Genomic DNA, 23504 nt, shown 5'->3' with positions numbered 1-23504 from the left:
TGAACTAGAACCGTATTATTCACCGCCTGTGGAGAGATGGCTGAGTGGTTGAAAGCACCGGTCTTGAAAACCGGCGTACGTTTATAGCGTACCTAGGGTTCAAATCCCTATCTCTCCGCCACATTAAAAGAAGCCGCTGTTTTTTACAGCGGCTTTTTTGCATCTATTTTCTTAGTAAATGTTCACACAATACAAGGTAACTATGGCCGTTTTAGACATTCTCAAAGCCCCCGATGCACGCTTAAAGGTTACGGCCGAAAACGTGTTGGATATCAGTTCTGTACAAGTTTTAATCGATGATATGATAGAGACGTTGTATGCGACACATGATGGGATTGGCTTAGCGTCTACCCAAGTTGGCAGTAAACACGCCGTTGTTGTTATCGATATATCAGAAAATCGAGACGATCCATTAATCTTAGTTAACCCTGAAGTTGTGGAAGGCAGGGATAAAGCAATGGGGCAAGAGGGGTGTTTGTCTGTTCCTGATTACTATGCAGACGTAGAACGTTTTACTTCGGTCGTGGTCACTGCACTCGATCGTGATGGCAAGCCCATCACCATTAAGAGTGATGACTTTCTTGCTATCGTTATGCAGCACGAAATCGACCATCTATCTGGTAATCTATTTATTGACTACCTTTCACCGCTTAAACGTCAAATGGCGATGAAAAAAGTTAAGAAATACCTTAAATCGAACGCTTAACCAAAGCAATAACTTTACGAAGCGTTCTTACTTGAGCACAGGCCTGATATTGACTACAATGGCGCACTTTTTATTTATAACAGGTCAAGCACATGAACGATACTACATCGATTCCAGAACTACCGGATCGTCTTTCAAGCAATTCACGTAGCCCGCACTATGTAGAAGCGTGCTTCGAACAGAATATTGGTATTACGCTAAATGGCAAAGAGCGTACTGATGTAGAGGAATATTGCATCAGTGAAGGTTGGGTAAAAGCTCAGTCTCCAAAAGCGTTAGACCGTCGCGGACAACCATTGATGATGACGCTAAAAGGGAAAGTAGAAGCGTACTACATCAAGTAGGTTACGATTCCTTTTCATCTAAATGTGAGTAGGGCATAGATTAATCTATGCCCTTTTTCTGTTAGTTGTCTCGTCCTGAAATGTGTTTACACATTGAGGACTTTAAAATGAACAATCCAACACCCAACCGAGCTCGACGCTCACAAAGAGATTACTCATTAGGCTTTAAATTGGCAGTAGTCAATCAAGTTGAAAAAGGCGATTTCACCTACAAGCAAGCTCAAAAACACTATGGTATCCAAGGACGCAGCACCGTGCTCATGTGGCTAAGAAAGCATGGTAAGCTAGATTGGTCGAAACCAATTTATGTACCCAATATGCCTAWATCAAAAGAGACTCCAGCTCAAAAAATAATGCGCCTCGAACGCCAACTAGAAGAAGAAAAAATGAAGAATATCGTCCTCAATGGGATGGTTGATATCATGGATAAAGAATATGGGGCAGGTCTAAGAAAAAAGTACTTATCCGAACCCTCTGGCAAGCCAAAGAAAAAGGACAAGTAAAACTCGCTCCCGCTTGTCGAGCCCTAGGGATGACTCCTCAATGTGTTTATCAAGCTATCAAACGGATACGAAATAGAGCTAAGAATCTCGAACCCGTTAGAGAATACGTAATGTACTGGCGCAAATATATGCCACGARTTGGGACTAGAAAGCTTTACCAACTAATTAAGCCWGAACTGGAAAYACAAGGTATCAAGCTTGGTAGGGATGGATTATTTCGTTATTTAAGWGAACAAGGCATGCTAGTCAAACCTCGTAAAAGTTATACGAAAACGACGAATAGCAACCACTGGATGCGCAAGCATCCGAATTTACTTAAAGAACATTCCCCAAAAGGGCCTGAAGAAGTATTTGTAAGCGATATTACTTATGTGGAATCAGAGCGGGGAGTACATTATTTATCTCTGGTCACCGATGCTTATAGCAGGAAAATCATGGGATATGAATTAAGTAACGAGATGAAGGCAACAGATGTCGTCAAAGCACTGAATATGGCCGTTAAGAATCGACAATATAGCCACAATRCCATCCATCATTCAGATAGAGGTCTACAATATTGCTCTGGTGTTTATCAGGCCGCATTGACAAGAAGCGGAATTAGGCCATCGATGACAGATGGGTATGACTGCTATCAAAATGCCCTTGCAGAGCGTATAAATGGCATACTGAAACAGGAGTTTTTGTTGTACAAGTGCCGAGGGCTTGATGAATTAAAATTGCTCGTTGATGAGTCAATACAGATATACAATGAAATGAGACCGCATTTAAGTTTGGGAATGAAGACACCAAACGAGGTGCACAAAAAGGCCAGAGCGAAAAGCTTCTGACCTTCTATTAAAAACCGTCAACGTATTTTAGGACGGGACAAGTTAAACAGGGAGGTCGGGGATTTATACCCATCCAAATGTTGGCCTTTGAAGAAGAAAGTGACATCCTCCGAAAGAAAGCCATACGATTTTAGACGCTCTTGATTAAACTTATTACGTTCCATCGACGATCGGCACTGTTTCGTATCAATTTCATTACCATTGGCCCAGGATGACATCGCTTGTTTAATGTTTTTACTGCAAAAAATGCGATTAATTGGCGATGCAGGGTTAGAGAGGCTCTGCTGTTTATCAGTCAGAATGAAAAAGATATTCATCCCTCTCTCTTTATGAAGCTGTTGATACTTATCCAAATCTTTTAATACTCGCAGGGCATTGTTATTACTCATAGGTAATACAATAACAAGGGTATTGTCTGACGTGATTGGATTATTTAGATCAAGAAACATAGGCTCGTTATCAATCATTGAGAGTAACAGATCGTTAGTAGACCGTTGTCCCTGCTTAATTTGCTCTGCTTCGGATGGGAAGAGTTCAAACAGATAATGGCGTAAGATCTCATCGGTAAATTGGTCCGAAAATACAAAATCCTTCAATGCAGTGTGTCTTACCTGTTTTGCACTGATCTTCTCTTTACCGGCTATATCGATATAGAGAAAATCGTGTGAGAACATACCGTAATGATCTGAAACTACCCACATTAAATCTTCCAATAAAAATAGACTCTGTTTACCTACAAATGGAAAAGTGGTGCGCCCTAAATAGTTGTTTTTAAGGTATGCACTAATGAAAGAGGGATGTTCAAAGTGGACTATCTGCCGCTTGTACCAATCCATAATATGAAGATAGTCAGTCTGAGTATTCAACAATTTAGCTGGGGAGTAATTGGAGCGTATGAATTGTTTTCTCACAGATGAAGGAAGTTTACTTAAAAGGTTAGGTTCACCATGAATATGAATCACGGGATCCATGAGTAACACCGCCTTCTTATTCAAATGATGGTTTAAGATGATTGCGAAGTTTTTTGTCTGATGGATATAACCACGATCTGAATAGGCCAACCAGCCATTAGGATCGATATTTATTGCGTTACTGATGGCTTCCAATTCTGTTTGTTTTGCCTTCAACTCAGCCGCTTTTGCCAATGCAGAGGCTATTGCTTTGTCGGCACGCTCTGCAGAATCATTAGCAGATTGAATAGCATCGTTTAGTTTCTTTTCACGGGCTCGCCCTTCATGAACCGCTTTACATGTTTTGACCTTATCCTTTAAATCAGATTTAAGTTTTTTGTAATTATCATCATGTGAGTAGGAGTAATCATACATGGTAAACGCTTCAAAAAGGTGGATCTCCTGATTAACAACGCCATTGGAGCTATTTGATATGCGTAATCGACGCTCATGGAAGGCTGGTTGAAACTCCTCGTTGTAATGTGCCATGACAAACAACCCATCAACACGCTTATGTGATGAATCCACTGTTCTCCTATTAGATTTATCCGGCGAAACATCCACCTCTACAGAAAGGTTTATATGGCATGCGTCTATGTCTACAATGTTAACGTAAACATGAAGATAGGCTGTACCTTCATTAGCCATGAAATCAACTAAGTCTGCTTTTAAACGATACTGATAGTTTTGTTCTGCCTGTACACCAGTACAAAACAACAAAAACAATAAACTAATAATTTTTTTCATAGGTTTCACTTTATGATTGGCGTTGTAATCAAATTGTTAACATATATTAATTGAAGAAATTCATAGTGCAAATAAACATGACGAACATAATTGGTATGGAGATGTACAACCAATCCAATTAGTTAGCCAAAATGTATGCCCCAATGTTGCTTTTAGGTTAACTAGGGATGCGAATTTGTCTATAGATTCTCATAGTTTACTATCCATTTATAAAAAAGTAGTCGATAGATTACCTACTGGTATATTACTAAATGATATTCACTAGAAGCGTGTATTTAACAGGTAAGCATTATTAAAAGTTATTGTATGCGTGCTTAGGATTTTTATTAAAGCTGCATGAGACGGTGATTTAACATAATCACGACTCGGCAATTAATCAACGGATAATAAGAGAAACTAATGAGTACAGAAACGACAGAACAGCAGAAAGAACGCCCTTGGACACAACCAATGTCACAAGAGCAATTTGATTTCATGTCAAAAGTATTGGACGCACCATCACCAATCGGATTTGAGGCCGCGATGAGCTATGGTGTGATTAAGCCAGAGTTTGAATCTTTTATGCCTGAAGGGTGGGGGATTCATCAGTTTAAAGGTACGGCAAGCATCGTGTTTGATTCACACCCTGGCCGTGATGATTTAACCAGTGTGATGATTGTTGGCCACGCTGATAAAATTCGTATGCAAGTGCGAAAAATTGATGAAGATGGAAAAGTTTGGATCAATACTGACTCATTCCTACCGACAACATTAATCGGCCATGAAGTAAAAGTATTCTGCCAAGATCCTGACAAGGCTGGTGCTTACAAAGTCATTGAAGGCTGTACAGTTGAAGCATTAGGGGCCATTCACTTCTCTACTCCCGGACAACGCTCTGGCGAGCAAGGGATCAAACCTGAAACTATTTATCTAGAGCTACACACACATGGTGAAGAGCGCAAAGCTCAAGTTGAAGCGCTAGGTCTGCGACCAGGTGACCCAATCCTGCTTGATCGTCCAATCAAACGTGGCGTTGCAGCAGATACTTTTTACGGTGCCTATCTCGATAATGGTCTAGGTTGTTTCTCTGTGACTGAAATCGCGCGGACACTCTCTAAAGAGAACATAAACAATGTCCGTGTGTTATACACCATCGCAACACATGAAGAGATTGGTCGTTTTGGTTCAACGCAAGTGGTTGGTGAACTTCGTCCAGACATCTTGATCGCTACCGATGTAAACCATGACTATGAAGCCGCTCCTGGCATTGCACCACGTAACATGAATCCGCTAAAAATGGGTAAAGGCTTTACCGTTGGCCGTGGCTCAGTCGCATCCGAGTTTATTGTTCAAACATTACAAAATGTGTGTCGTGACAATGAAATCCCATGTCAGCTTGATTTCTCAGGTCGTGATATGGGAACTGATGGCATGGCAGCAGCATTGGCTGGTGTAGATAGTGCTGCAATTACCATTGGCTACCCAATTCGCAACATGCATACATCGTCTGAATCGGCTCATACTGGTGATCTGATTGCCGCTATTGAGGCGATCAAAGCGTTACTACGTCATTTTAATGAACTGAATAACGGTGAGGGTATTACGCGTGACTACCTAAAAAATAGCCACATTAGACTTGATAACCTGTAACAGCCTCATGATCTATCATGTAGCAGAGTGCTCAATTGAGCACTCTTTTTTTGCGTAAAACCACTCAATACAACCATCTCCCTAATTATCAGTTTAATACTATATACCTCTTTGAATTCATAGGTTTTAACGGCTATGGTATAGACAGATGCTTTATAAAAAGGAATATTGAACATGGAATCCATTGTTGCAGGGAGTTTTTTCTCATTTACCTTAGCCATTTTACTGCTTTTTCTTGGTAAAACCGCGCTAGCTCGTTATGAAGTGCTTAGGAACTACAGCATTCCCGAACCAGTTATTGGTGGATTTGTTTGTGCCAGCGTGGTTGCAATGGTCTATTTTGTGCTTGATATTAAAATCACGTTTGATGTGGGAGTTCGTGATGCACTTCTGCTCTATTTCTTTGCGGCAATGGGATTGAATGCTGATATTAAGTCACTGATAAATGGTGGGAAACCGTTAGTTATCTTAGTGGCATTGGCGGCTGTGTATATCGTATTGCAAAATGTCATCGGCATGTCAGTGGCAGGCGCATTTGGTATGGATCCAAGAGCCGGATTGATGTCTGGTTCTGTCTCGTTGATTGGCGGAGTTGGCACAACGTTAGCGTGGGCACCTACCTTTGTGGAGAAGCTAGGAATAGAAAATGCCATGGAGCTTGGAATTGCTAGTAACACCATTGGGTTAATTTTTGCTTGTGTAGTCGGAGGCCCAATAGCCAAATTTTTGATGCGCAAACATGGCGTTAAAGGTGATCTGAATGAACAACTTGATATTGGTCAATCCTATTCAAAAACAAGTGAAATGGTTGACAGTTATAGTCTGTTGTTTGCATGGTTGCGTCTCAACTTAGCGCTGATGCTCGGTTATGGTCTCGATCTTGGTTTATCTGAATTGGGCATTGAACTGCCTCTGTTTGTTTCATGCTTAATCGGCGGGATTATGTTGGGTAATCGTGCTTATAAAATTCTACCAAAACAACATGTTGAAGGTGGAGACAGAGGGCTGTCATTAATCTCTGATATCTGTTTGGGGATGTTTATTGTCATGGCATTGATGGATCTCAAAGTGTGGGAGTTGGTCGGTTTGGTAAGTTACTTATCTGTTGTTATGAGTATTCAAATCGTTGTCTCGGTGCTATTTGCTATCTTTGTTGTTTTCCGTTTAATGGGTAAGGATTATGAGGCAACGGTGATCTGTTCCGGTTTTGGGGGCATAACACTTGGCTCTACCGCAACCGCTATCGCCAACATGACCGCAGTATCAAAACAACACGGTGCGGCACATAAAGCTTTCATAGTTGTACCTCTAGTGTGTGGTTTTTTTGTCGATATATTGAATGCAATCGCCATTAACTTCTTTATTGCGTTGTAATTACCTGTGCAGATTACCGCGTAACGAGTTAATAAAGAGAGACTCTTCGTAATTTTCGGCGAAGAGTTGGTTTTCTAAGAGGATGGTCATCTGCGCTGCTGCAACGGGTTTACTGAACAGGTACCCTTGGTATTCTGCGCAGCCTGATTCCATTAATAGTGCTTTTTGGTTTTCAGTTTCTACCCCTTCAGCAATGACTTGAAGGTGTAAACTGTTTCCCATCGCAATGATGGCTTGAACAAAAGATTCATCTCTATTTCCCCAATCCAAATCTTGAACAAAACTTCGATCAATTTTTAGTTTATCAACGGGTAAACGCTTTAAGTAACTTAACGACGAATACCCAGTACCAAAATCATCAATAGCGAGGGTTAGCCCAAGAGATTTTAGCTCTTTGAGTGTGTTGATTACTTGCTCATTAGTACCAATGAAGAAACCCTCAGTCACCTCTAATTCGAGATAGTGTGGATCAAGTTGCGATTCCACTAAGATCGACTCGACATGCTCTTTAATGCTTTTGTGGATAATTTGTTGACCTGCGATGTTTACCGCCATCACAATCGGTGGTAATTCATTATTTACCCACTCTTTTGCTTGAAAGCACGCTTTGCGCAATACCTGTTTGCCAATTGCACAGATTAATCCAGAGTCCTCTGCGATAGCGAAGAAAGAATCTGGCGCTAGCAAGCCTCTTTCTGGGTGATGCCAGCGAATAAGAGCCTCTACACCTATAATTTGATTATCAGCTAATGAAACTTGTGGCTGGTAATAGAGTTCAAATTCATCCCTCTCAATAGCTTCTCGTAGTTGGTTTTCAATCACAAAACGCTCAGTCACTGCTTCTGTCAGCTTTGGCGTGAAGAACTGGTAATTATTTCTTCCTTGATCTTTGGCGTGATACATTGCTGCATCAGCGGATTTTAACAGCGTCTGTGTGTCTGAACCATCGTGAGGGAAGAGGCTAATGCCAATGCTCATGCTGACGTGGGGTTTCATATTATTCAGTAAGAAGGGTTCTTGGAAGGCTTTTAGTATATTTTGAGCCACAATAGAAGCTGATTCTGCGTCATTATCCCCTTGTAGTATGATGGTAAATTCATCTCCAGCTAATCGCGCTATCGTATCGCCTTTTCGTGTGCATAACTTCAATCGCTTGGCTACAGTCTGTAGGAGCTGATCACCCACTGCATGGCCAAGACTGTCGTTAATATTTTTGAACCGATCCAGATCTAAAAAAAGAAGAGCAACTTGTTCAGAGTGTTTCTGTGCATGATCCAATGCATGTTGAATTCTATGCATGAAAAGCGTGCGGTTTGGTAATTGAGTTAATGAGTCATAATGAGCCAGACGTTCAAGTTGTTGTTCGGCTTGCTTAGTTGCTCGAATATCAAGAACAGCGATGACAACCGCTTGAAGTTCACCTTTGGCATTGAACATAGGGGAACCCGATACACAAACCGGTACCCTTAATCCTTGCTTAGTAAGGAAGATATCCTCTACATTTTTTTGTTGCAGTCTGGCAATAATATCAATCCCTCTAAGCTTCCACGGGTCATCTTTTCTTGTGGGCGCAAAAAGTGAACGTACAGATCGTCCCATCAACTCTTGTTCGGTATAACCAAATAGGGTGGTGGTGGCTCGATTAACCAATTCAATATCGCCATTTGGTATGACGACAATAAGGCTATTTGGGGTGCTATTCACAATATTATCGAAGTAGGTTTTTGACACCGTACTTCCACGTAGCTCTTTAACCATGTTATTAAACGTTTTTGATAGAGCACCCACTTCATTGTTACTTGATATTTCAACGGGTGTGTCCCATTTCCCAACCCCAAAAAGTGAAACAGCCTTACTAAGTTTTACTAGTGGTCTAGATATGGAATGTGAGATATACACACACCAAATAGCTGCCATAATCATTACAACAGTGAGCGTTCCAATGACCTCTTTTTTCAGAATATTCACTGAACTAAGTACTTCATCCTTGTTATGCTCAATAATGATGCTCCAACCAATGCCTTTATAATCTCGGTATCCACGAGAAACCGAAATAGCGAATATTTCATCACCTTCACCAGGCATATCTCCTGGTGCTGAAGTGAAACCACTATTAAGTTGTTGAGAGTCAAGAAGGTTAAGTATGGTCGTCGTAGCAATTGTTAACGGTGACTCGTGCTCAGTGGAGTAGATCATATGATTTGACCGAGTAATCAGTTTTGTTTGGCGTGACGTATGCTGATCAGCCTCTTCAGACTCTTTAATTATTCGTATAGGGTCAATGATATTCAAAATGGTATTCAAGATACCAATGTATTCCCCTTTGCTGTCGTACAATTTGATTGCAACGGAAGAAGCGTAAGTTGATAAGCTTGCATCATACACAACATCCCCTACAAAGAAGCTCTCCTCTTTGAGTGCTTGTTGGTACCAGGCCTGATCGGATTGTAGGTAATTACTGGTACGCCCTGAGGTCGCGGTGACGACACCGTATTTATTGGTCACAAACATTTCAGAGAGCAATTGAGAACCGTACCCGCTGTTCATTGTGTTAACGAATGCTTGTATCTCTTTTGATGCTGGGTTAGTTAAAATTTCATTGATGACGGGTGAATGACTTCCATTTTGCCACTTCATACCTATTGCGTGTATATATTGACTGTGGTTTTGAAGTCTCTTAAAAAAGGCATTAGATCGTTCAACATGTTCCGTTAGTGCAAAAATTTCAGAATATACCTGTAGTTGCTTAATTCTATTATAAATATTCTCATCAATATTTTCGATCAAAGTGGAAGCTTGCTTGATTGAATCTGCACTTATGTGTGTCGTTAGTTCGTCTTGAATGTGCGAGATACCGATATACCCAGCCCCTCCTAATGTGAAGGTAACCAGTAAAAAAGCCGCTAGGATCTGTCGAATGATGGTCATTAGGTGTCTTCCCTATAAGAGAGAATGTTTCTTGCACCGAATACAGTGATGTTTCAATGATCCGCCCCGAACATCGAAATACAGAGTGCGAGAGGTATCTTATAAATGTTGTGTACTATCCATTTTTTGTCCAATAATCCGGATTCACGACTCATGTTAATAATCATGATATTGACGCAACAACAACCTGGTAATTATCCAATATTCAAAATCAAATTAAGGTGAGCCAGAATAATAAAGGAGATTGTGAAAAATAGGCTTGCCATGATAACAAGCTGATATCGTCTACAATTTATAACCGTAAATATGAAAATTATGTTCATAGAATGGTCTAAATCAAGAAAATACTAAAAGCTTAAAAGCAATAATCCGAGCAAAATGGATAGACTCATTTGTTTTTTAGAAAGAACTGCAATGAATAAGAATCAGGTGTTATATAGAATTCGAAAGAGTGGAAGCGGCAAAAACAATCTTAACTTAACGTGGTTATATGTAGAGTCGCCATAGTGTGGCGTATTGCTAGTAATTCTCATTTTCGACATAAAATAGTGTAACTAATTAATAACCATTTACTAACAGTGGCTTAGGGCCACGAACCCAGTATATACCAGCGAGGGGTCGCCTGATCGGGATGCTCATGTTTTGACTTACACTCCGAATGATGTAATCTATTTTTAATTGAACGTTCAATTAAGAAACATAAGGGTAACAATATGCCGAAAGTAGGGATGCAGGAGATTCGCCGTCCACAGCTTGTTGAAGCAACGATGGCCGTTATTGATGAGGTGGGTTTATCTGGCGCAAGTGTCATATTAATCAGCCGAAAGGCAGGTGTCTCTCCTGGGATCATCAATCACTACTTTGGCGGTAAACATGGTTTATTGGAAGAGACAATGCGTTCGGTGTTACGACAATTATCACGTACCTCTATTGAAGCACTGCGTGAAGTCAAATCAAGTGATGTAACCGCGAGGATCAAGGCGATTGTTGCGGCAAACTTTGATGGCTACCAAGCGGAAAGTAAGGTGGTGAAAACCTGGTTAGCATTTTGGGCTCAATCTATGCATGATGCTGATTTGTACCGATTACAACGTGTAAATGAACGTCGTCTGCTGTCTCACCTACGAGGGGAATTAAAGCAGGTATTGCCTATTGAACAGGCGACTTTTGTTGCGCAAGGCATTGCCGCTCTTATTGATGGCATTTGGCTACGTGGGGCCCTGAATCCGCAAGGGATCTGCCCGAATAAAGCTCAGTTAATCATTTCAGATTATCTAGAAAAACAACTCGCCCCATACAAAAACTCATAATATCTCACTTATTATCAAGGCACATTGATGAAAACTAAATCACTTTATATTGGCGGTAAAGCCGTTGACGTTTCTTCTGGCGAATCATTTGTCACTACTAATCCTGCGACTGGGGAGCTATTGGCCGAAATTGGTCAAGCGTCTTCTCAAGACGTTGATCGTGCGGTGGAATCCGCGCAAGAAGGTTTCAAGGTGTGGTCTGCGATGAGCGGTATGGAGCGCGGTCGTATTATGATGAAAGCGGTGGCGATCTTACGTGAACGCAATGATGAACTTGCCCAATTAGAAGTCTTAGATACCGGTAAGCCAATCCAAGAAGCGATCGAAGTGGATATCGTTACTGGTGCTGATGTTGTTGAATATTACGCAGGTCTTGCCTCTACCATTCATGGCCAGCAACAAGATTTAGGTCATGGGCAGTTTTTCTATACTCGCCGCGAACCATTAGGCGTTTGTGCCGGAATTGGAGCGTGGAATTACCCAATTCAAATTGCCATGTGGAAATCTGCACCAGCACTGGCTGCAGGGAATGCCATGGTATTTAAACCGTCTGAAGAGACACCACTTTCTGTCTTGAAACTCGCTGAAATCTACAGTGAAGCTGGTGTCCCAGATGGTGTGTTTAATGTTGTTCAAGGGGATTACCGAGTAGGGCAAATGCTCTCTCGTCACCCAGATATTGCAAAAGTATCATTTACTGGAGAGTCTGGAACCGGCAAGAAGGTAATGGCTGATGCGGCAGGTACTCTGAAAGATATTACGATGGAACTTGGTGGCAAATCTCCACTGATCGTTTTCGATGACGCAAAACTTGAAAATGCCGTTTCAGCAGCGATGATTGCCAACTTTTATACACAAGGTGAAGTCTGTACTAATGGCACGCGAGTCTTTGTACATGATGCTATTTACGATGAGTTTATTGAACAGATTACTGAACGCACCAAAAAACTAGTGATTGGCAATCCTTCAAATATGGCAACTCAAATTGGTGCACTTATTTCAGCTGAACATTTAGAAAAAGTGGTTGGTTTTATTGAAGCTGGTAAACAATCGGGCGCTCGTCTACTTTGTGGCGGAGCGCGTGAATTAGCTAATGGTTTAGACAAAGGTAACTTTGTGCAACCGACTATATTTGCAGATTGCACTGATGATATGCCTCAAGTTCAAGAAGAGATCTTTGGGCCGGTTATGTCTATTTTACGCTTTACCGAGGAAACGGAAGTCATTAAGCGCGCTAATGCCACGCAATATGGTTTAGCAGCAGGGCTGTTTACTCAAAACTTATCACGCGCTCATCGCGTCATAGCCCAAATTGAGGCCGGTATTTGTTGGATTAACACATGGGGTGGTTCTCCAGCTGAAATGCCAGTCGGTGGTTACAAACAGTCTGGGATCGGACGTGAAAATGGTATTGAAACACTCAATCATTACACCCAATACAAGAGTGTACTGATTGAGTTAGGTGATCTTGAGTCTCCTTACGAATAAGCCGGTAGCGAAGTCTATTGGCTTAATCGAATCAATCGCATTAAAGGAGAAAACATGAATACCAAGTACGACTACATCATTGTTGGTGCAGGGTCTGCAGGATGCGTATTAGCTGATCGCTTGAGCTCATCGGGCAAACACAGTGTCTTACTACTAGAGGCTGGAGGCACTGATAAGAGTATCTTCATTCAAATGCCAACCGCGCTCTCTTATCCAATGAACAGCGAGCGTTACGCATGGCAATTTGAAAGCTTACCTGAAGCAGGGATTGATAACCGAAGCTTACATTGCCCCCGTGGTCGGGTGCTGGGTGGTAGCTCTTCAATCAATGGTATGGTGTACGTTCGTGGACACGCTTGTGATTTTGATGAGTGGGTTGAAGAGGGGGCTACGGGATGGAGCTATCAAGAGTGTTTACCTTACTTTCAACGTGCTGAGTCATGGATTGGTGGTTCAGACGCATACCGAGGTAGCGAGGGTCCCGTCGCTACCTGCAACGGTAACGACATGAAAATGAATCCGTTGTACCAGGCGTTTATTGACGCGGGTCAGCAAGCAGGTTACCCCAAAACAGTTGATTACAATGGTTATCAGCAAGAGGGCTTTGGTCCTATGCACATGACTGTTGATAAAGGGGTTCGAGCTTCGACCTCAAATGCGTATCTGCGTCGTGCCATGAAGCGAAAAAATTTAACCGTAAAAAAACGCGTTATCACACGCAAAGTACTGCTTAAAAATCGAAAAGCGGTTGGTGTTGAAATAGAGCTTAGAGGCAAGGTTCACAATGTGTACGCCAATACAGAAGTTCTGCTTTCTGCAGGTTCTATTGGTTCTCCTCAACTCCTGCAGTTGTCGGGTATCGGCCCGAAAGCGGTATTAGAACAAGCCAACATCACCGTTCAACACGATCTGCCTGGTGTCGGTGAAAACTTACAGGATCATTTAGAGGTCTACTTTCAATATACTTGTCACCAACCAATTACGCTGAATAGTAAACTAGACTTAATCAGCAAGGGGATGATTGGCACACGCTGGATCGTCAGAAAAGATGGTTTAGGCGCCACTAATCATTTTGAGTCCTGTGCATTCATACGCTCTCGTGCTGGATTGAAATGGCCAAACATTCAATATCATTTCTTGCCTGCTGCTATGCGATATGACGGACAAGTGGCATTTGATGGTCATGGTTTTCAAGTACATGTTGGCCCGAATAAACCTGAAAGCCGTGGACGAATTTGGATAACGTCGTCTGATCCTCATCAAAAACCAAATATTGAGTTTAATTACATCAGTACAGAACAAGATAAACAAGATTGGCGTGACTGTATACGGTTGACTAGGGAGATCTTATCCCAACCAGCGATGGATAACTTCAGAGGGAAAGAGATTCAACCGGGAAGTGATATTACTTCTGATGAGGCTATTGATGCATGGCTACGTCAAAATGTAGAGAGCGCTTATCACCCATCTTGTACCTGTAAAATGGGGGCAGATAATGACCCATTAGCGGTGCTTAACAGTGACTGCCAAGTACGTGGCATTGAATCACTCAGGGTCGTAGACTCTTCGGTGTTCCCAACCATACCCAATGGCAATCTTAATGCACCAACGATTATGGTTGCAGAGAAAATGGCTGACGCAATTTTAGGTAATACACGTTTGGTGCCTTCAAAAGCGTCAACGTGGATCGATCAATTGTGGAAAACCGAGCAACGCTGTGGAGTTGCACAACGTCCCACATTTAAAAGATAGAGTTCTACAAGACGTAGAATTTTTTAATAGGATCATGAACAACAAGGAAAAGTGATGAACATTAATACTACGATTAAACAGACACTCATTGGCAGTAGTGCCATAATTTTAGGGCTATCGGCAACGAGCGCTTTGGCAGCTCAATGTGACACAGTACGTTTTTCTGACGTAGGTTGGACAGACATAACGGCCACAACGGCCGTCACCAGTGAAGTATTAAAAGGGCTTGGTTACCAAACATCAACCCAGCTGCTCTCTGTGCCAGTTACGTACTCATCAATGGCGAACAAAGACATTGATGTGTTTTTAGGGAACTGGATGCCAACTATGGAAGCTGATATTGCTAAATATGAGCAAAATGGTTCTGTCGAAACCGTACGCGCTAACTTAGAAGGGGCAAAATACACCCTTGCTGTGCCTAAGTACGTTTATGATGCCGGCGTGAAAACTTTTGCTGATATCGCTAAAAACAAAGATCAATTCCGTGGTCGTATTTACGGCATTGAACCAGGTAACGATGGCAATCGTCTTATTCAAGATATGATCGATAAGAACGCCTTTGCACTGCAAGGATTTAGTTTAGTTGAATCAAGTGAAGCAGGCATGATGTCGCAAGTGAAACGTTCAGTTAATCGTAAGCAATGGATCGCTTTTTTAGGTTGGGCACCGCACCCAATGAATAGCAATTTTGAAATGGCTTACTTAGATGGCGGCGATGATTATTTTGGTCCTAACTATGGGGGGGCTAGTGTCTACACCAACGTGCGTCAAGACTACTTGAAAACGTGTCCAAACGTAGGTCAACTTCTTACAAATCTTAGCTTTAGTTTAGAGATGGAAAACCAGTTGATGGGTGAAATTCTAAATGACAATGCAAAACCTGAAGCAGCGGCGAAGGCGTGGCTAAAAGCACACCCGGAAGTGTTAGAGAAGTGGTTACATGACGTGAAAACACGTGATGGAAAAAAGGCTACTGGCGCTGTAAAAGCTTACCTAAATATTTAATTATTATGTTAATTCTGCTGTCACTTTTTAGAGTGGCAGCACACTACAATTAAAGACCCTTAAGGAGTAACAGTGGACTTTATTACTGAGCACAAAATCCCACTAGGTGATTGGATGGCCAACTTTGTTGATTGGCTAACCTTTAACGCTGCCGGATTTTTTGACTCGATCTCGTACACACTTGAAACGATGATTATGTTTTTAATCGAGCTTTTCAAATGGTTTCCACCTGCCGTTCCGATTGCGACAACTGCACTGTTGGCATGGTTTCTTCATCGTAATATCTCATTAGTCATATTTGTGGTGGCATCACTTCTATTAATTATGAACTTAGGATATTGGGAAGAGATGCTAGAGACCTTTATTCTGGTACTGGCTGCAACATCAATTTCCGTATTAATCGGTGTACCCATTGGGATTCTTGCAGCACATAAACCTTGGTTATATACCATACTAAGGCCAATTTTGGACCTTATGCAAACCATACCCACTTTTGTATACCTAATTCCTACTTTGGTGTTGTTTGGTTTAGGGGTCGTTCCAGGGCTGATTTCGACCATTATTTTTGCCATTGCCGCTCCAATCCGCCTAACCTATTTAGGCATCAGTCGCGTACCAGAAGAGCTGGTTGAGGCCGGTCGAGCATTTGGAGCCAATCGAATAAAGTTGTTATTCAAAGTTGAGCTTCCGGCGGCAATGCCAAACATTATGGCGGGTATTACTCAGTGCATTATGTTGTCACTCTCCATGGTCGTTATCGCCGCCCTAGTGGGTGCCGATGGCCTCGGTAAACCTGTAGTGCGAGCATTAAATACCGTCAATATTTCTCAAGGTTTTGAGGCGGGTCTTGCCATTGTGCTGGTTGCCATTATTTTAGACCGTTTGTGTAAAACACCAGCCAGTCAGAGCAGAGAGGGATAACAATGAGTGCAATTAGTATTAAAAATCTTGATGTTATATTTGGCCAAAAAACGGTGCAATCATTAGCTCTACTTGATGAAGGAAAAAGTCGTCAGGAGATTATTGATACCACGGGTGATGTAGTAGGTGTACACGATGTTAGTTTGGACATTAAAAAAGGCGAAATTTGTGTATTAATGGGCCTATCTGGTTCAGGAAAATCGAGTCTTTTACGCGCCATTAACGGTTTGAATACTGTCAGCCGTGGCTCACTAACGATTGAAGATGGTGATGACACCATCGATCTTGCCAATTGCGATAAGATTTCGTTGCGTCATCTTCGTACTAACCGCATCTCAATGGTGTTTCAAAAGTTTGCGCTAATGCCATGGTTGTCAGTATTAGATAACGCGGCATTTGGACTTGAAATGCAAGGTATAAACAAAACAGAGCGCCGCAAGCGTGCATTGGAAAAGCTTGAGATGGTAGGGTTAGCAGAGTGGAAACATATGCTACCTCATGAACTGTCGGGTGGAATGCAACAGCGTGTTGGTTTGGCTCGTGCGTTTACGATGGACAGTGATATATTACTAATGGATGAGCCATTTTCAGCACTTGACCCATTGATTCGTAGTCAGCTGCAAGATGAACTTCTTGAGCTTCAGCGGCAACTTAATAAGACGATTGTCTTTGTAAGTCATGATTTGGATGAAGCACTTAAAATTGGTAATAACATTGCCATTATGGAGTCAGGTCGTTTGATTCAACATGGCAAACCCGAAGACATTGTCTTAAAACCTAACTCTCAGTATGTAAAAGACTTTGTTGCTCATACAAACCCATTAAACGTACTGCGTGGGCGTTCATTAATGACCAATACCAAAAGTCTTGAACAGCAAGCGGATAAAAAAGTGCTTAATCAAAATGATAACACCTTTATCATTTTGAATAACGCGGACGATGTCATCGCGGTAACTCGAGATAACCAAGCAATAATCTGGGACTGCTGGAATGAAGGTGACTGCTTAGAGTCACTGCAGAAAGGTCAACTCCTTATGGCTACTCCGGATATTTCAATGCGTGAAGCGTTAGAGATTCGTTATCGAACTGGCCAACCAGTGATGTTGGGAACCGATGGTCGTCTAGAGGGCGTATTATCGGATAACGATTTTTATCATGCCCTGCTAGGTAAACACTTCTAAACACGTGACCGCTATTTGAGAAGAGAGTACCTTCGCCGATATTAATGGCGAAGGCTTTTGGATTTTATAAAAATCGTTCTGGGTAATCCGTAAAGATAGCATCAACGTGGTTAAGCAGAGGAAAGGTGTCTACACGATTTACCGTGTAACACCAGACTTGATAGCCTTTATTCTTTAACGACTTTAGCTGCTCTTTGTTTATATGCTGATAGTTAAGGTGGCAACCAAAAGCATTTATCTCTTCGAGTAATTGGTGAACGGAATCGGTTACCGTTTCTGAAATTACACTTAACCGGTAGCCTGGACAATGTTGGTGTAACACACGCATGATGTCCTGGCTGAAACTCGATAAGATGACACAATCACTCGGGATATCTGATTGTGCAAGCTGCTGGTTTAACTGCTTAACAACTTGGTTGGCATCATGCTGATCAACTTTAATTTCAATATTTACATTGAGATCATGTTCTATAGATAACTGAAGTAGCTCATCTAGGGTCAGGATGGATTCACCAATAAACTCATCGGAAAACCACGAACCAAAATCAAGTTGTTTAAGTTGCGACAAAGTAAAGGAGTCAACTCGTCCTAAACCATTGCTGCAGCGGTCAACCGTATGGTCATGACACACAACTAACGTGCCATCTTTGGCGGGTTGAATATCAACCTCAACCCAACGTAACCCTAACGATATTGCTTGTTTTATGCTGCTTGTCGTATTCTCAGGAAAAGTACCTGAAACGCCACGATGGCCGACAATAAGTGGTGACATGTTAACCTCTATTCGCTATGACCAGATCGACGTTATTTGCATGGCATAACGCGTCTATCTGATCAGTAGATTCATCAATAATAAAACGGGTGATTTCGTGTAGCTTACCACTGACTATGGGGGCATAACGACCTAATTTTGTTTTATCGGCCACTAACCAAGATTGTTGACTTTGATTAATGATAGCTCTGGATAAACTCGCCTCTTCAGGGGTAAAATCGTGTAGCTGTCCGTTATATCCTAAAGCGCCGACCCCAAATATACCTATCTTAATATTAAATTGACGATAGAAATCGGTAGTGGCTTCACCTACAGTATCTTCGTCTGATGAACGAACCAAACCACCAGCAAGATGTATCGTAATATTTGGATTACGACTGAGCATCAACGCAGCATTAATATTGTTGGTAACAACGGTCAACCCTGGGTGATCCAGTAGCGCTTGAGCAACATGTTTTGGCGTTGTTCCTATCCCTAAGAACAGACTAGTTCCTTCAGGAAGATCGGCAACCACTGTTTCTGCAATCCGTTGTTTAGCGGATAAATTGATCAATTCACGATTTGCAAACGAGAGATTATCATTGGCACTGGGCAGAGAAATTCCGCCATGTACACGACGTACCATACCTTTGTCACTTAGTTCATTCATGTCCTTTCTAATCGTCTGTACTGAAATCGAAAACCGTTTAGACAACAATGAACTTGATAACACACCATGAGACTGTTGTAAGTAATTAAGAATTAACTTTTGACGTGATGATAAGCTCACTTTACCTCCAAATTATTGTGATTACGCAATAGCACTAATAACCGACGATTCTGATGGTAGTCTCTGGCCTTGTACCGAAAACAGATGCAAATTTTCGCTCTGAACCTGTAAAAGTAAAGGGTGAGACGTGTCGATGTACATTTCAGGGGTCACTGAGGTAAAGGAATGGGTATCCACGTTACCATGCACTAATTGATTCGGGCCCAATGGTTCTACTGCATGTATTCCAAGCTTTATCGTCAATGCATTAGATAGGGGGACGCGGTCAGTCGATTGTATTTCCGCATGTTCAGGGCGTATGCCTAACGTTATTTGTTGTGGCGTTAGATGTGAGTACTCAGGCAGGTAAATTTGTTGATCGCCTACGGTCAAATATCCATTTTCAATGACGGCATCAATAAAGTTCATGGCAGGGCTACCAATAAAGCCGGCGACAAATTGACTTGCTGGTTGATGGTACACTTCAGAAGGGGTACCCACTTGTTCAATTTCACCCTGATTCAAAACGACAATACGATCTGCTAACGTCATGGCTTCAACTTGATCGTGAGTCACATACACACTGGTTACGCCCAATTCACGTTGCAGCTTTTTTATCTCTAATCGCATGTGCGCACGAAGTGCAGCATCTAAATTTGACAAGGGTTCGTCAAATAGGAAAAGTTGCGGATCTCGAACGATCGCGCGGCCCATCGCCACACGCTGCCTTTGCCCTCCCGACAGTTTTGCTGGTTTTCTCTCTAAGTACTCTTCGATTTTTAACGTCTTTGCGACTTTTGCGATTTTACTCGCAATAGTCGCTTTGTCAGTACCTCTATTTTTAAGGCCATAAGCTAAATTATCGTAAACACTCATATGCGGGTAGAGGGCATAGTTTTGAAACACCATTGCAATGTCACGTAAAGCTGGTTTGATTGTATCGACTCTTCGTCCTGCTAAGTGAATTTCGCCTGATGTAATGCTTTCAAGCCCAGCGATTGAACGTAAAATGGAAGACTTTCCACACCCAGAGGGCCCGACTAACACCAGAAACTCGCTCTCTTTTATCGATAAGTTCACGCCTTTCACCGCTTGGTGACCATTCTCATAGGTTTTTACCAATTGCTTAATGTCTAACATTGTCTCTTCCTTAATGGTGCGTACTGTATTATTTTTCACTTTCAACTAATCCTTTAACAAACCAACGCTGAAATAACACCACCACCAAAACGGGAGGTAACATCGCGAGGATTACCATGGCAAATGCATAGTCATAACGGGGAATATTGGTTTCATTAATGTTGTTGAGAATCTGTTTGATGCCCATGACAATAGTGTTGTAGCTCTCGTCTGTGGTCATCATGATGGGCCATAAATACTGATTCCATCCCACAACAAACATAATGATAAAGATCGCCGAAATCATGGTTTTTGAGAGCGGTAATAGAATATCGAATAAGAATCGAATAGGGCCTGCATTATCAAGTTGCGCCGCTTCTAACAGCTCATCCGGTATGGTTTTAAAAAACTGACGAAAGAAAAAAGTGGCGGTTGCAGATGCAATCAACGGTAGAATAAGTCCTGAATAGCTGTTTAACATGCCAAGGCTAGAGACCACTTCATACGAGGGGATGATGCGCACCTCTAAAGGAAGCAGTAACGTGACAAAAATGAGCCAGAACCAGACCGAGGCAAACGGTAGACGGAAATAGACTAAAGCGTACGCGGCTAACATCGAGACGATAATCTTTCCGATAGCAAAGCCTAACCCCATGACCATTGAGTTTATGATCATAGATTTTGCGGTCACACCACCGCTAAAGCCAAAACTTTTATTCCACGCTTCAGAGTAAATATCAACAAAATGTTCTCCCGGAAGCCACTGTAACCCATCACTCACAATGGTATTTGGACTATGAGTTGAACTGGCAAAGATCAACCAAATAGGCACCAACATAAACAGGGCACCAAGAATCAAAATCAGGTGGTCAGAGAATCGATTACTTTTCACTTGTTACTCCTAGTAATGGATACGTTTTTCAACAAATCGAAATTGGATGAAGGTTAAGGTAAGAACCAAAATCAGTAACACGACCGATTGCGCTGAACTGCCACCAAGGTCAGCACCAACAAACCCATCACGATAGACCTTGTAAACTAATGACGTAGTTGCCCCACCAGGGCCACCCGATGTCATGGTGTCGATAACACCAAACGTATCGAAAAATGAATAGGTTAAGTTAATCACTAATAGGAAAAAGCCCGTCGGTGCTAACAGTGGAAAGGTGATGGTCCAAAATCGCTTGTTATCACTGACACAGTCAAGCATAGATGCCTCTTTCACCGCATATGAGATAGATTGAAGGCCAGCCAAAAAATAGACAAAATTGACAGACACCTGCTTCCACACTGAAACTAAAATAAGTGCAAAAGTGGCGTCGACAGGGTCCGTTTGTAAACTAAATGTCCAACCCAATAGGGCAAAAAAATCGGTTAACATCCCTATATGCGGATTAAACAAAAATCCACCGATAATGCCTGCGACAGCTGGAGCTACCGCATATACCCAAGTGAGGGTGATTTTGTAAGCACTCTGACCATGGATAATATTATCCGCTTTAACCGCTAATAGCAGTGCAATGGACAGGGATAACAGCGTAACGGCGACTGCAAAGAAGAGAGTAAAACTAACCGATTGCCAATAGTCACTAGAACTAAATAGCATCTGATAGTTTTCAAATGCGACAAACGTTGAAGACATGCCCCATGGGTCTTCAAGCATAAAAGAGAGATAAACTGCCTTAATTGCTGGGTAGAAAAAGAAGATAGCGATGATCACAATTTGCGGAGCCAGAAAAAAATATGGCAGCGGAGAGTGAAAAAATTGTTGACGACGTTCCACAATAATCCCTATTGATGATGCACAGAAAGAGCGCCCCAACAGGTGTGAGGCGCTAAATGTAAAAGTGTCGCTATTTAATGGTACGAGCAAAACGTTTAAGTAACTGTTCGCTTTCCTCTTCTACCTTATCTAAGCTACTTTCAACAGATGAACGACCAGCAAAAATATTATCAAACTCTCTGTGCATCACTTCTCTAATTTGAGGATAGAACCCAAGACGGTAGCCTTTTGTCCACTCACCAGATGCTAGACTAAGCTGCTTAACACCGACTTCAGCATCGGGTTGTTGATTGTAGTAACCCGATTTTTTCGTCATGTCATACGCCGCATTAGTTACAGGAACATACCCCGTTGTTTTATGCCAGTACATCTGTGTTTCAGGCTTGGTAAGATAATTAAAGAAAGCTGCAACACCTTGCTGTTCGGCTTTTGGCTTGCCATCTAATGCGAACAATGCCGCCCCACCAATAAAGGTTAACCCTGCATCAGGATTGACGGATTCCCAGTAGGGTAGATAGGTGGTACCCAGTTCAAACTTAACTCGGTTACGTAATCCACCGAATGAACCTGATGACCCCATCCACATCGCAACTTCTTGACGCTCAAAGGGCGTTTGGTTTGCATCCCAATCACTGCCATAATATTTGTAATACCCTTTCTCAGACCACTCTTTAAGCTTACTAAAGTGCATTACCATATCGTCACTATTAAACATCAGTTTCGACGACAATTTATCAAAGCCATTGTTGTTGTTAGCTAACTGAAGATTGTGACGAGATTTGAAATTTTCAAACATTATCCACGGTGTATGTGATTGTGAAAAAGTGACGTAGCCTTTTGATTTTAGTTTGGCTGCTAAGGTTTCTAATTGCTCATAGGTTTTGGGTGCTTCAGCACCAACTTTATCTAAAATGTTTTTGTTAAAATAGAGAACAGGTGTTGAGCTATTAAATGGCATACCAACCATTTTACCTTTACTATCAGCGTAGAAGTTACGTACGCCAGCGAGGTAGCTTTTTGAATCAAACTGATAACCAGACTCGACAAGAATATCTTGGACTGGCTTGGCTACACCGGGAACATTCATGATGGTGGCAGCACCGGCGTCAAACACTTGCAAAATATTGGGGGCTTCATTCGCTCGAAAGGCAGCAATACCCGCTGTCAATGTCTCAGTATACGATCCTTTATAAACAGGAGTGACTCTGTATTCAGTTTGTGAAGCGTTAAAATCGGTTGCGATCTTATTCACCGTTTCACCTAACTGACCACCCATGGCGTGCCACCATGTAACTTCCGTTGCAGATGGGTCATTTGCCGCGAAGCTTGTACCTGAAATAGTTGCAGTAAGCAGAGCTGATAACCAGATCTTATTCATCATAGATTCCTTGTTAATGATGGTTAGTTTCGAACGAGA

The 23504-nt window shown here is 42.0% G+C and carries 19 protein-coding genes and 1 tRNA gene; 12 read left to right on the top strand and 8 right to left on the bottom strand.

All coding sequences use genetic code 11. The features are described 5' to 3' along the window. Positions 1 to 30: 30 nt before the first annotated feature. From L4C32_RS02125 to L4C32_RS02110, 4 genes are all read left to right on the top strand, one after another. Positions 31 to 121, top strand: a tRNA-Ser gene (locus tag L4C32_RS02125). An 81-nt stretch (positions 122 to 202) separates the two neighbouring features. After that, a complete protein-coding gene (def, locus tag L4C32_RS02120) occupies positions 203 to 706 on the top strand; it encodes a peptide deformylase (protein ID WP_428195203.1) in 504 nt (167 codons plus the stop codon). 92 nt (positions 707 to 798) lie between these two features. Then, positions 799 to 1050 carry a DUF3297 family protein gene (locus L4C32_RS02115; protein ID WP_428195202.1) on the top strand — a complete coding sequence of 84 codons (252 nt, stop codon included), beginning with the start codon at positions 799 to 801 and terminating at the stop codon, positions 1048 to 1050. A 107-nt stretch (positions 1051 to 1157) separates the two neighbouring features. Then, positions 1158 to 2380, top strand: a protein-coding gene (locus L4C32_RS02110; protein WP_428195201.1) for an IS3 family transposase whose coding sequence is annotated in 2 segments (ribosomal slippage) — positions 1158 to 1515 and positions 1515 to 2380 — 1224 coding nt in all. Because the reading frame shifts where the segments join, the coding sequence is not laid out codon by codon here. 17 nt (positions 2381 to 2397) lie between these two features. Here the strand turns inward: L4C32_RS02110 and L4C32_RS02105 are convergent. Then, complete coding sequence (locus L4C32_RS02105) at positions 2398 to 4077, bottom strand: hypothetical protein (protein WP_428195200.1); 1680 nt, start codon at positions 4075 to 4077, stop codon at positions 2398 to 2400. Between the two features lie 399 nt (positions 4078 to 4476). On the opposite strand from L4C32_RS02105, the gene L4C32_RS02100 reads away from it, so the two are divergent. Beyond that, on the top strand, positions 4477 to 5706 hold the full coding sequence (locus tag L4C32_RS02100; RefSeq protein WP_428195199.1) for a M20/M25/M40 family metallo-hydrolase: 1230 nt from the start codon (positions 4477 to 4479) through the stop codon (positions 5704 to 5706). A 174-nt stretch (positions 5707 to 5880) separates the two neighbouring features. Further along, positions 5881 to 7080, top strand: coding sequence for a sodium/glutamate symporter (gene gltS, locus L4C32_RS02095; RefSeq protein ID WP_428195198.1), 1200 nt, complete (start codon positions 5881 to 5883; stop codon positions 7078 to 7080). Here the strand turns inward: gltS and L4C32_RS02090 are convergent, their stop codons facing one another. Continuing rightward, positions 7081 to 10008, bottom strand: coding sequence for an EAL domain-containing protein (locus tag L4C32_RS02090; RefSeq protein ID WP_428195197.1), 2928 nt, complete (start codon positions 10006 to 10008; stop codon positions 7081 to 7083). It lies immediately after the preceding gene. A gap of 713 nt (positions 10009 to 10721) precedes the next feature. Here L4C32_RS02090 and betI point away from each other — a divergent pair. The 6 genes from betI to choV all read left to right on the top strand — a co-directional run bounded on the left by betI (position 10722) and on the right by choV (position 17665). Further along, the gene (gene betI, locus L4C32_RS02085) at positions 10722 to 11318 is read left to right on the top strand and encodes a transcriptional regulator BetI (protein ID WP_428195196.1); all 597 of its coding nucleotides are present in this window, start codon (positions 10722 to 10724) and stop codon (positions 11316 to 11318) included. A gap of 27 nt (positions 11319 to 11345) precedes the next feature. Then, positions 11346 to 12806: a betaine-aldehyde dehydrogenase gene (gene betB / locus L4C32_RS02080; protein WP_428195195.1), complete on the top strand. Its 1461-nt coding sequence runs from the start codon at positions 11346 to 11348 to the stop codon at positions 12804 to 12806. A 54-nt stretch (positions 12807 to 12860) separates the two neighbouring features. Continuing rightward, positions 12861 to 14558 (top strand): choline dehydrogenase, encoded by a 1698-nt coding sequence (betA, locus tag L4C32_RS02075; RefSeq protein ID WP_428195194.1) that lies wholly within the window; start codon positions 12861 to 12863, stop codon positions 14556 to 14558. A gap of 54 nt (positions 14559 to 14612) precedes the next feature. Next, positions 14613 to 15563: a choline ABC transporter substrate-binding protein gene (locus L4C32_RS02070; RefSeq protein ID WP_428195193.1), complete on the top strand. Its 951-nt coding sequence runs from the start codon at positions 14613 to 14615 to the stop codon at positions 15561 to 15563. A gap of 72 nt (positions 15564 to 15635) precedes the next feature. Beyond that, positions 15636 to 16484, top strand: a complete 849-nt coding sequence (gene choW / locus L4C32_RS02065; protein ID WP_428195192.1) for a choline ABC transporter permease subunit — start codon at positions 15636 to 15638, stop codon at positions 16482 to 16484. A 2-nt stretch (positions 16485 to 16486) separates the two neighbouring features. Continuing rightward, entirely contained in the window at positions 16487 to 17665 is a 1179-nt protein-coding gene (gene choV, locus L4C32_RS02060; protein ID WP_428195191.1) for a choline ABC transporter ATP-binding protein, read from the top strand. A 64-nt stretch (positions 17666 to 17729) separates the two neighbouring features. Here the strand turns inward: choV and L4C32_RS02055 are convergent, their stop codons facing one another. The 6 genes from L4C32_RS02055 to L4C32_RS02030 all read right to left on the bottom strand — a co-directional run bounded on the left by L4C32_RS02055 (position 17730) and on the right by L4C32_RS02030 (position 23465). Next, positions 17730 to 18437, bottom strand: a complete 708-nt coding sequence (locus L4C32_RS02055) for a glycerophosphoryl diester phosphodiesterase (RefSeq protein WP_428195190.1) — start codon at positions 18435 to 18437, stop codon at positions 17730 to 17732. Position 18438: 1 nt separating this feature from the next. Next, positions 18439 to 19206, bottom strand: coding sequence for a DeoR/GlpR family DNA-binding transcription regulator (locus L4C32_RS02050; protein WP_428195189.1), 768 nt, complete (start codon positions 19204 to 19206; stop codon positions 18439 to 18441). 21 nt (positions 19207 to 19227) lie between these two features. Further along, positions 19228 to 20325, bottom strand: a complete 1098-nt coding sequence (gene ugpC / locus L4C32_RS02045) for a sn-glycerol-3-phosphate ABC transporter ATP-binding protein UgpC (RefSeq protein ID WP_428195290.1) — start codon at positions 20323 to 20325, stop codon at positions 19228 to 19230. Positions 20326 to 20353: 28 nt separating this feature from the next. Then, positions 20354 to 21196: a sn-glycerol-3-phosphate ABC transporter permease UgpE gene (ugpE, locus tag L4C32_RS02040; protein ID WP_428195188.1), complete on the bottom strand. Its 843-nt coding sequence runs from the start codon at positions 21194 to 21196 to the stop codon at positions 20354 to 20356. A gap of 9 nt (positions 21197 to 21205) precedes the next feature. Next, on the bottom strand, positions 21206 to 22087 hold the full coding sequence (locus L4C32_RS02035) for an ABC transporter permease subunit (RefSeq protein ID WP_428195187.1): 882 nt from the start codon (positions 22085 to 22087) through the stop codon (positions 21206 to 21208). Between the two features lie 70 nt (positions 22088 to 22157). After that, complete coding sequence (locus tag L4C32_RS02030) at positions 22158 to 23465, bottom strand: extracellular solute-binding protein (RefSeq protein ID WP_428195289.1); 1308 nt, start codon at positions 23463 to 23465, stop codon at positions 22158 to 22160. Positions 23466 to 23504 lie beyond the last annotated feature (39 nt).

The sequence above is a fragment of the Aliivibrio kagoshimensis genome, assembly GCF_050337105.1.
In the GTDB taxonomy this organism is placed as follows: domain Bacteria; phylum Pseudomonadota; class Gammaproteobacteria; order Enterobacterales; family Vibrionaceae; genus Aliivibrio_A; species Aliivibrio_A kagoshimensis.
The sequence above is the reverse complement of the archived record's forward strand: the minus strand, read 5'-3'. Positions and strand labels throughout refer to the sequence as shown.

What these genes read in the sequence shown, in the direction of transcription:
- def (WP_428195203.1), top strand. Translation starts at nt 203, where the DNA reads ATGGCCGTTTTAGACATTCTCAAAGCCCCCGATGCACGCTTAAAGGTT.
- L4C32_RS02115 (WP_428195202.1), top strand. Translation starts at nt 799, where the DNA reads ATGAACGATACTACATCGATTCCAGAACTACCGGATCGTCTTTCAAGC.
- L4C32_RS02105 (WP_428195200.1), bottom strand. Translation starts at nt 4,077, where the DNA reads ATGAAAAAAATTATTAGTTTATTGTTTTTGTTGTTTTGTACTGGTGTA.
- L4C32_RS02100 (WP_428195199.1), top strand. Translation starts at nt 4,477, where the DNA reads ATGAGTACAGAAACGACAGAACAGCAGAAAGAACGCCCTTGGACACAA.
- gltS (WP_428195198.1), top strand. Translation starts at nt 5,881, where the DNA reads ATGGAATCCATTGTTGCAGGGAGTTTTTTCTCATTTACCTTAGCCATT.
- L4C32_RS02090 (WP_428195197.1), bottom strand. Translation starts at nt 10,008, where the DNA reads ATGACCATCATTCGACAGATCCTAGCGGCTTTTTTACTGGTTACCTTC.
- betI (WP_428195196.1), top strand. Translation starts at nt 10,722, where the DNA reads ATGCCGAAAGTAGGGATGCAGGAGATTCGCCGTCCACAGCTTGTTGAA.
- betB (WP_428195195.1), top strand. Translation starts at nt 11,346, where the DNA reads ATGAAAACTAAATCACTTTATATTGGCGGTAAAGCCGTTGACGTTTCT.
- betA (WP_428195194.1), top strand. Translation starts at nt 12,861, where the DNA reads ATGAATACCAAGTACGACTACATCATTGTTGGTGCAGGGTCTGCAGGA.
- L4C32_RS02070 (WP_428195193.1), top strand. Translation starts at nt 14,613, where the DNA reads ATGAACATTAATACTACGATTAAACAGACACTCATTGGCAGTAGTGCC.
- choV (WP_428195191.1), top strand. Translation starts at nt 16,487, where the DNA reads ATGAGTGCAATTAGTATTAAAAATCTTGATGTTATATTTGGCCAAAAA.
- L4C32_RS02055 (WP_428195190.1), bottom strand. Translation starts at nt 18,437, where the DNA reads ATGTCACCACTTATTGTCGGCCATCGTGGCGTTTCAGGTACTTTTCCT.
- ugpC (WP_428195290.1), bottom strand. Translation starts at nt 20,325, where the DNA reads ATGTTAGACATTAAGCAATTGGTAAAAACCTATGAGAATGGTCACCAA.
- L4C32_RS02030 (WP_428195289.1), bottom strand. Translation starts at nt 23,465, where the DNA reads ATGAATAAGATCTGGTTATCAGCTCTGCTTACTGCAACTATTTCAGGT.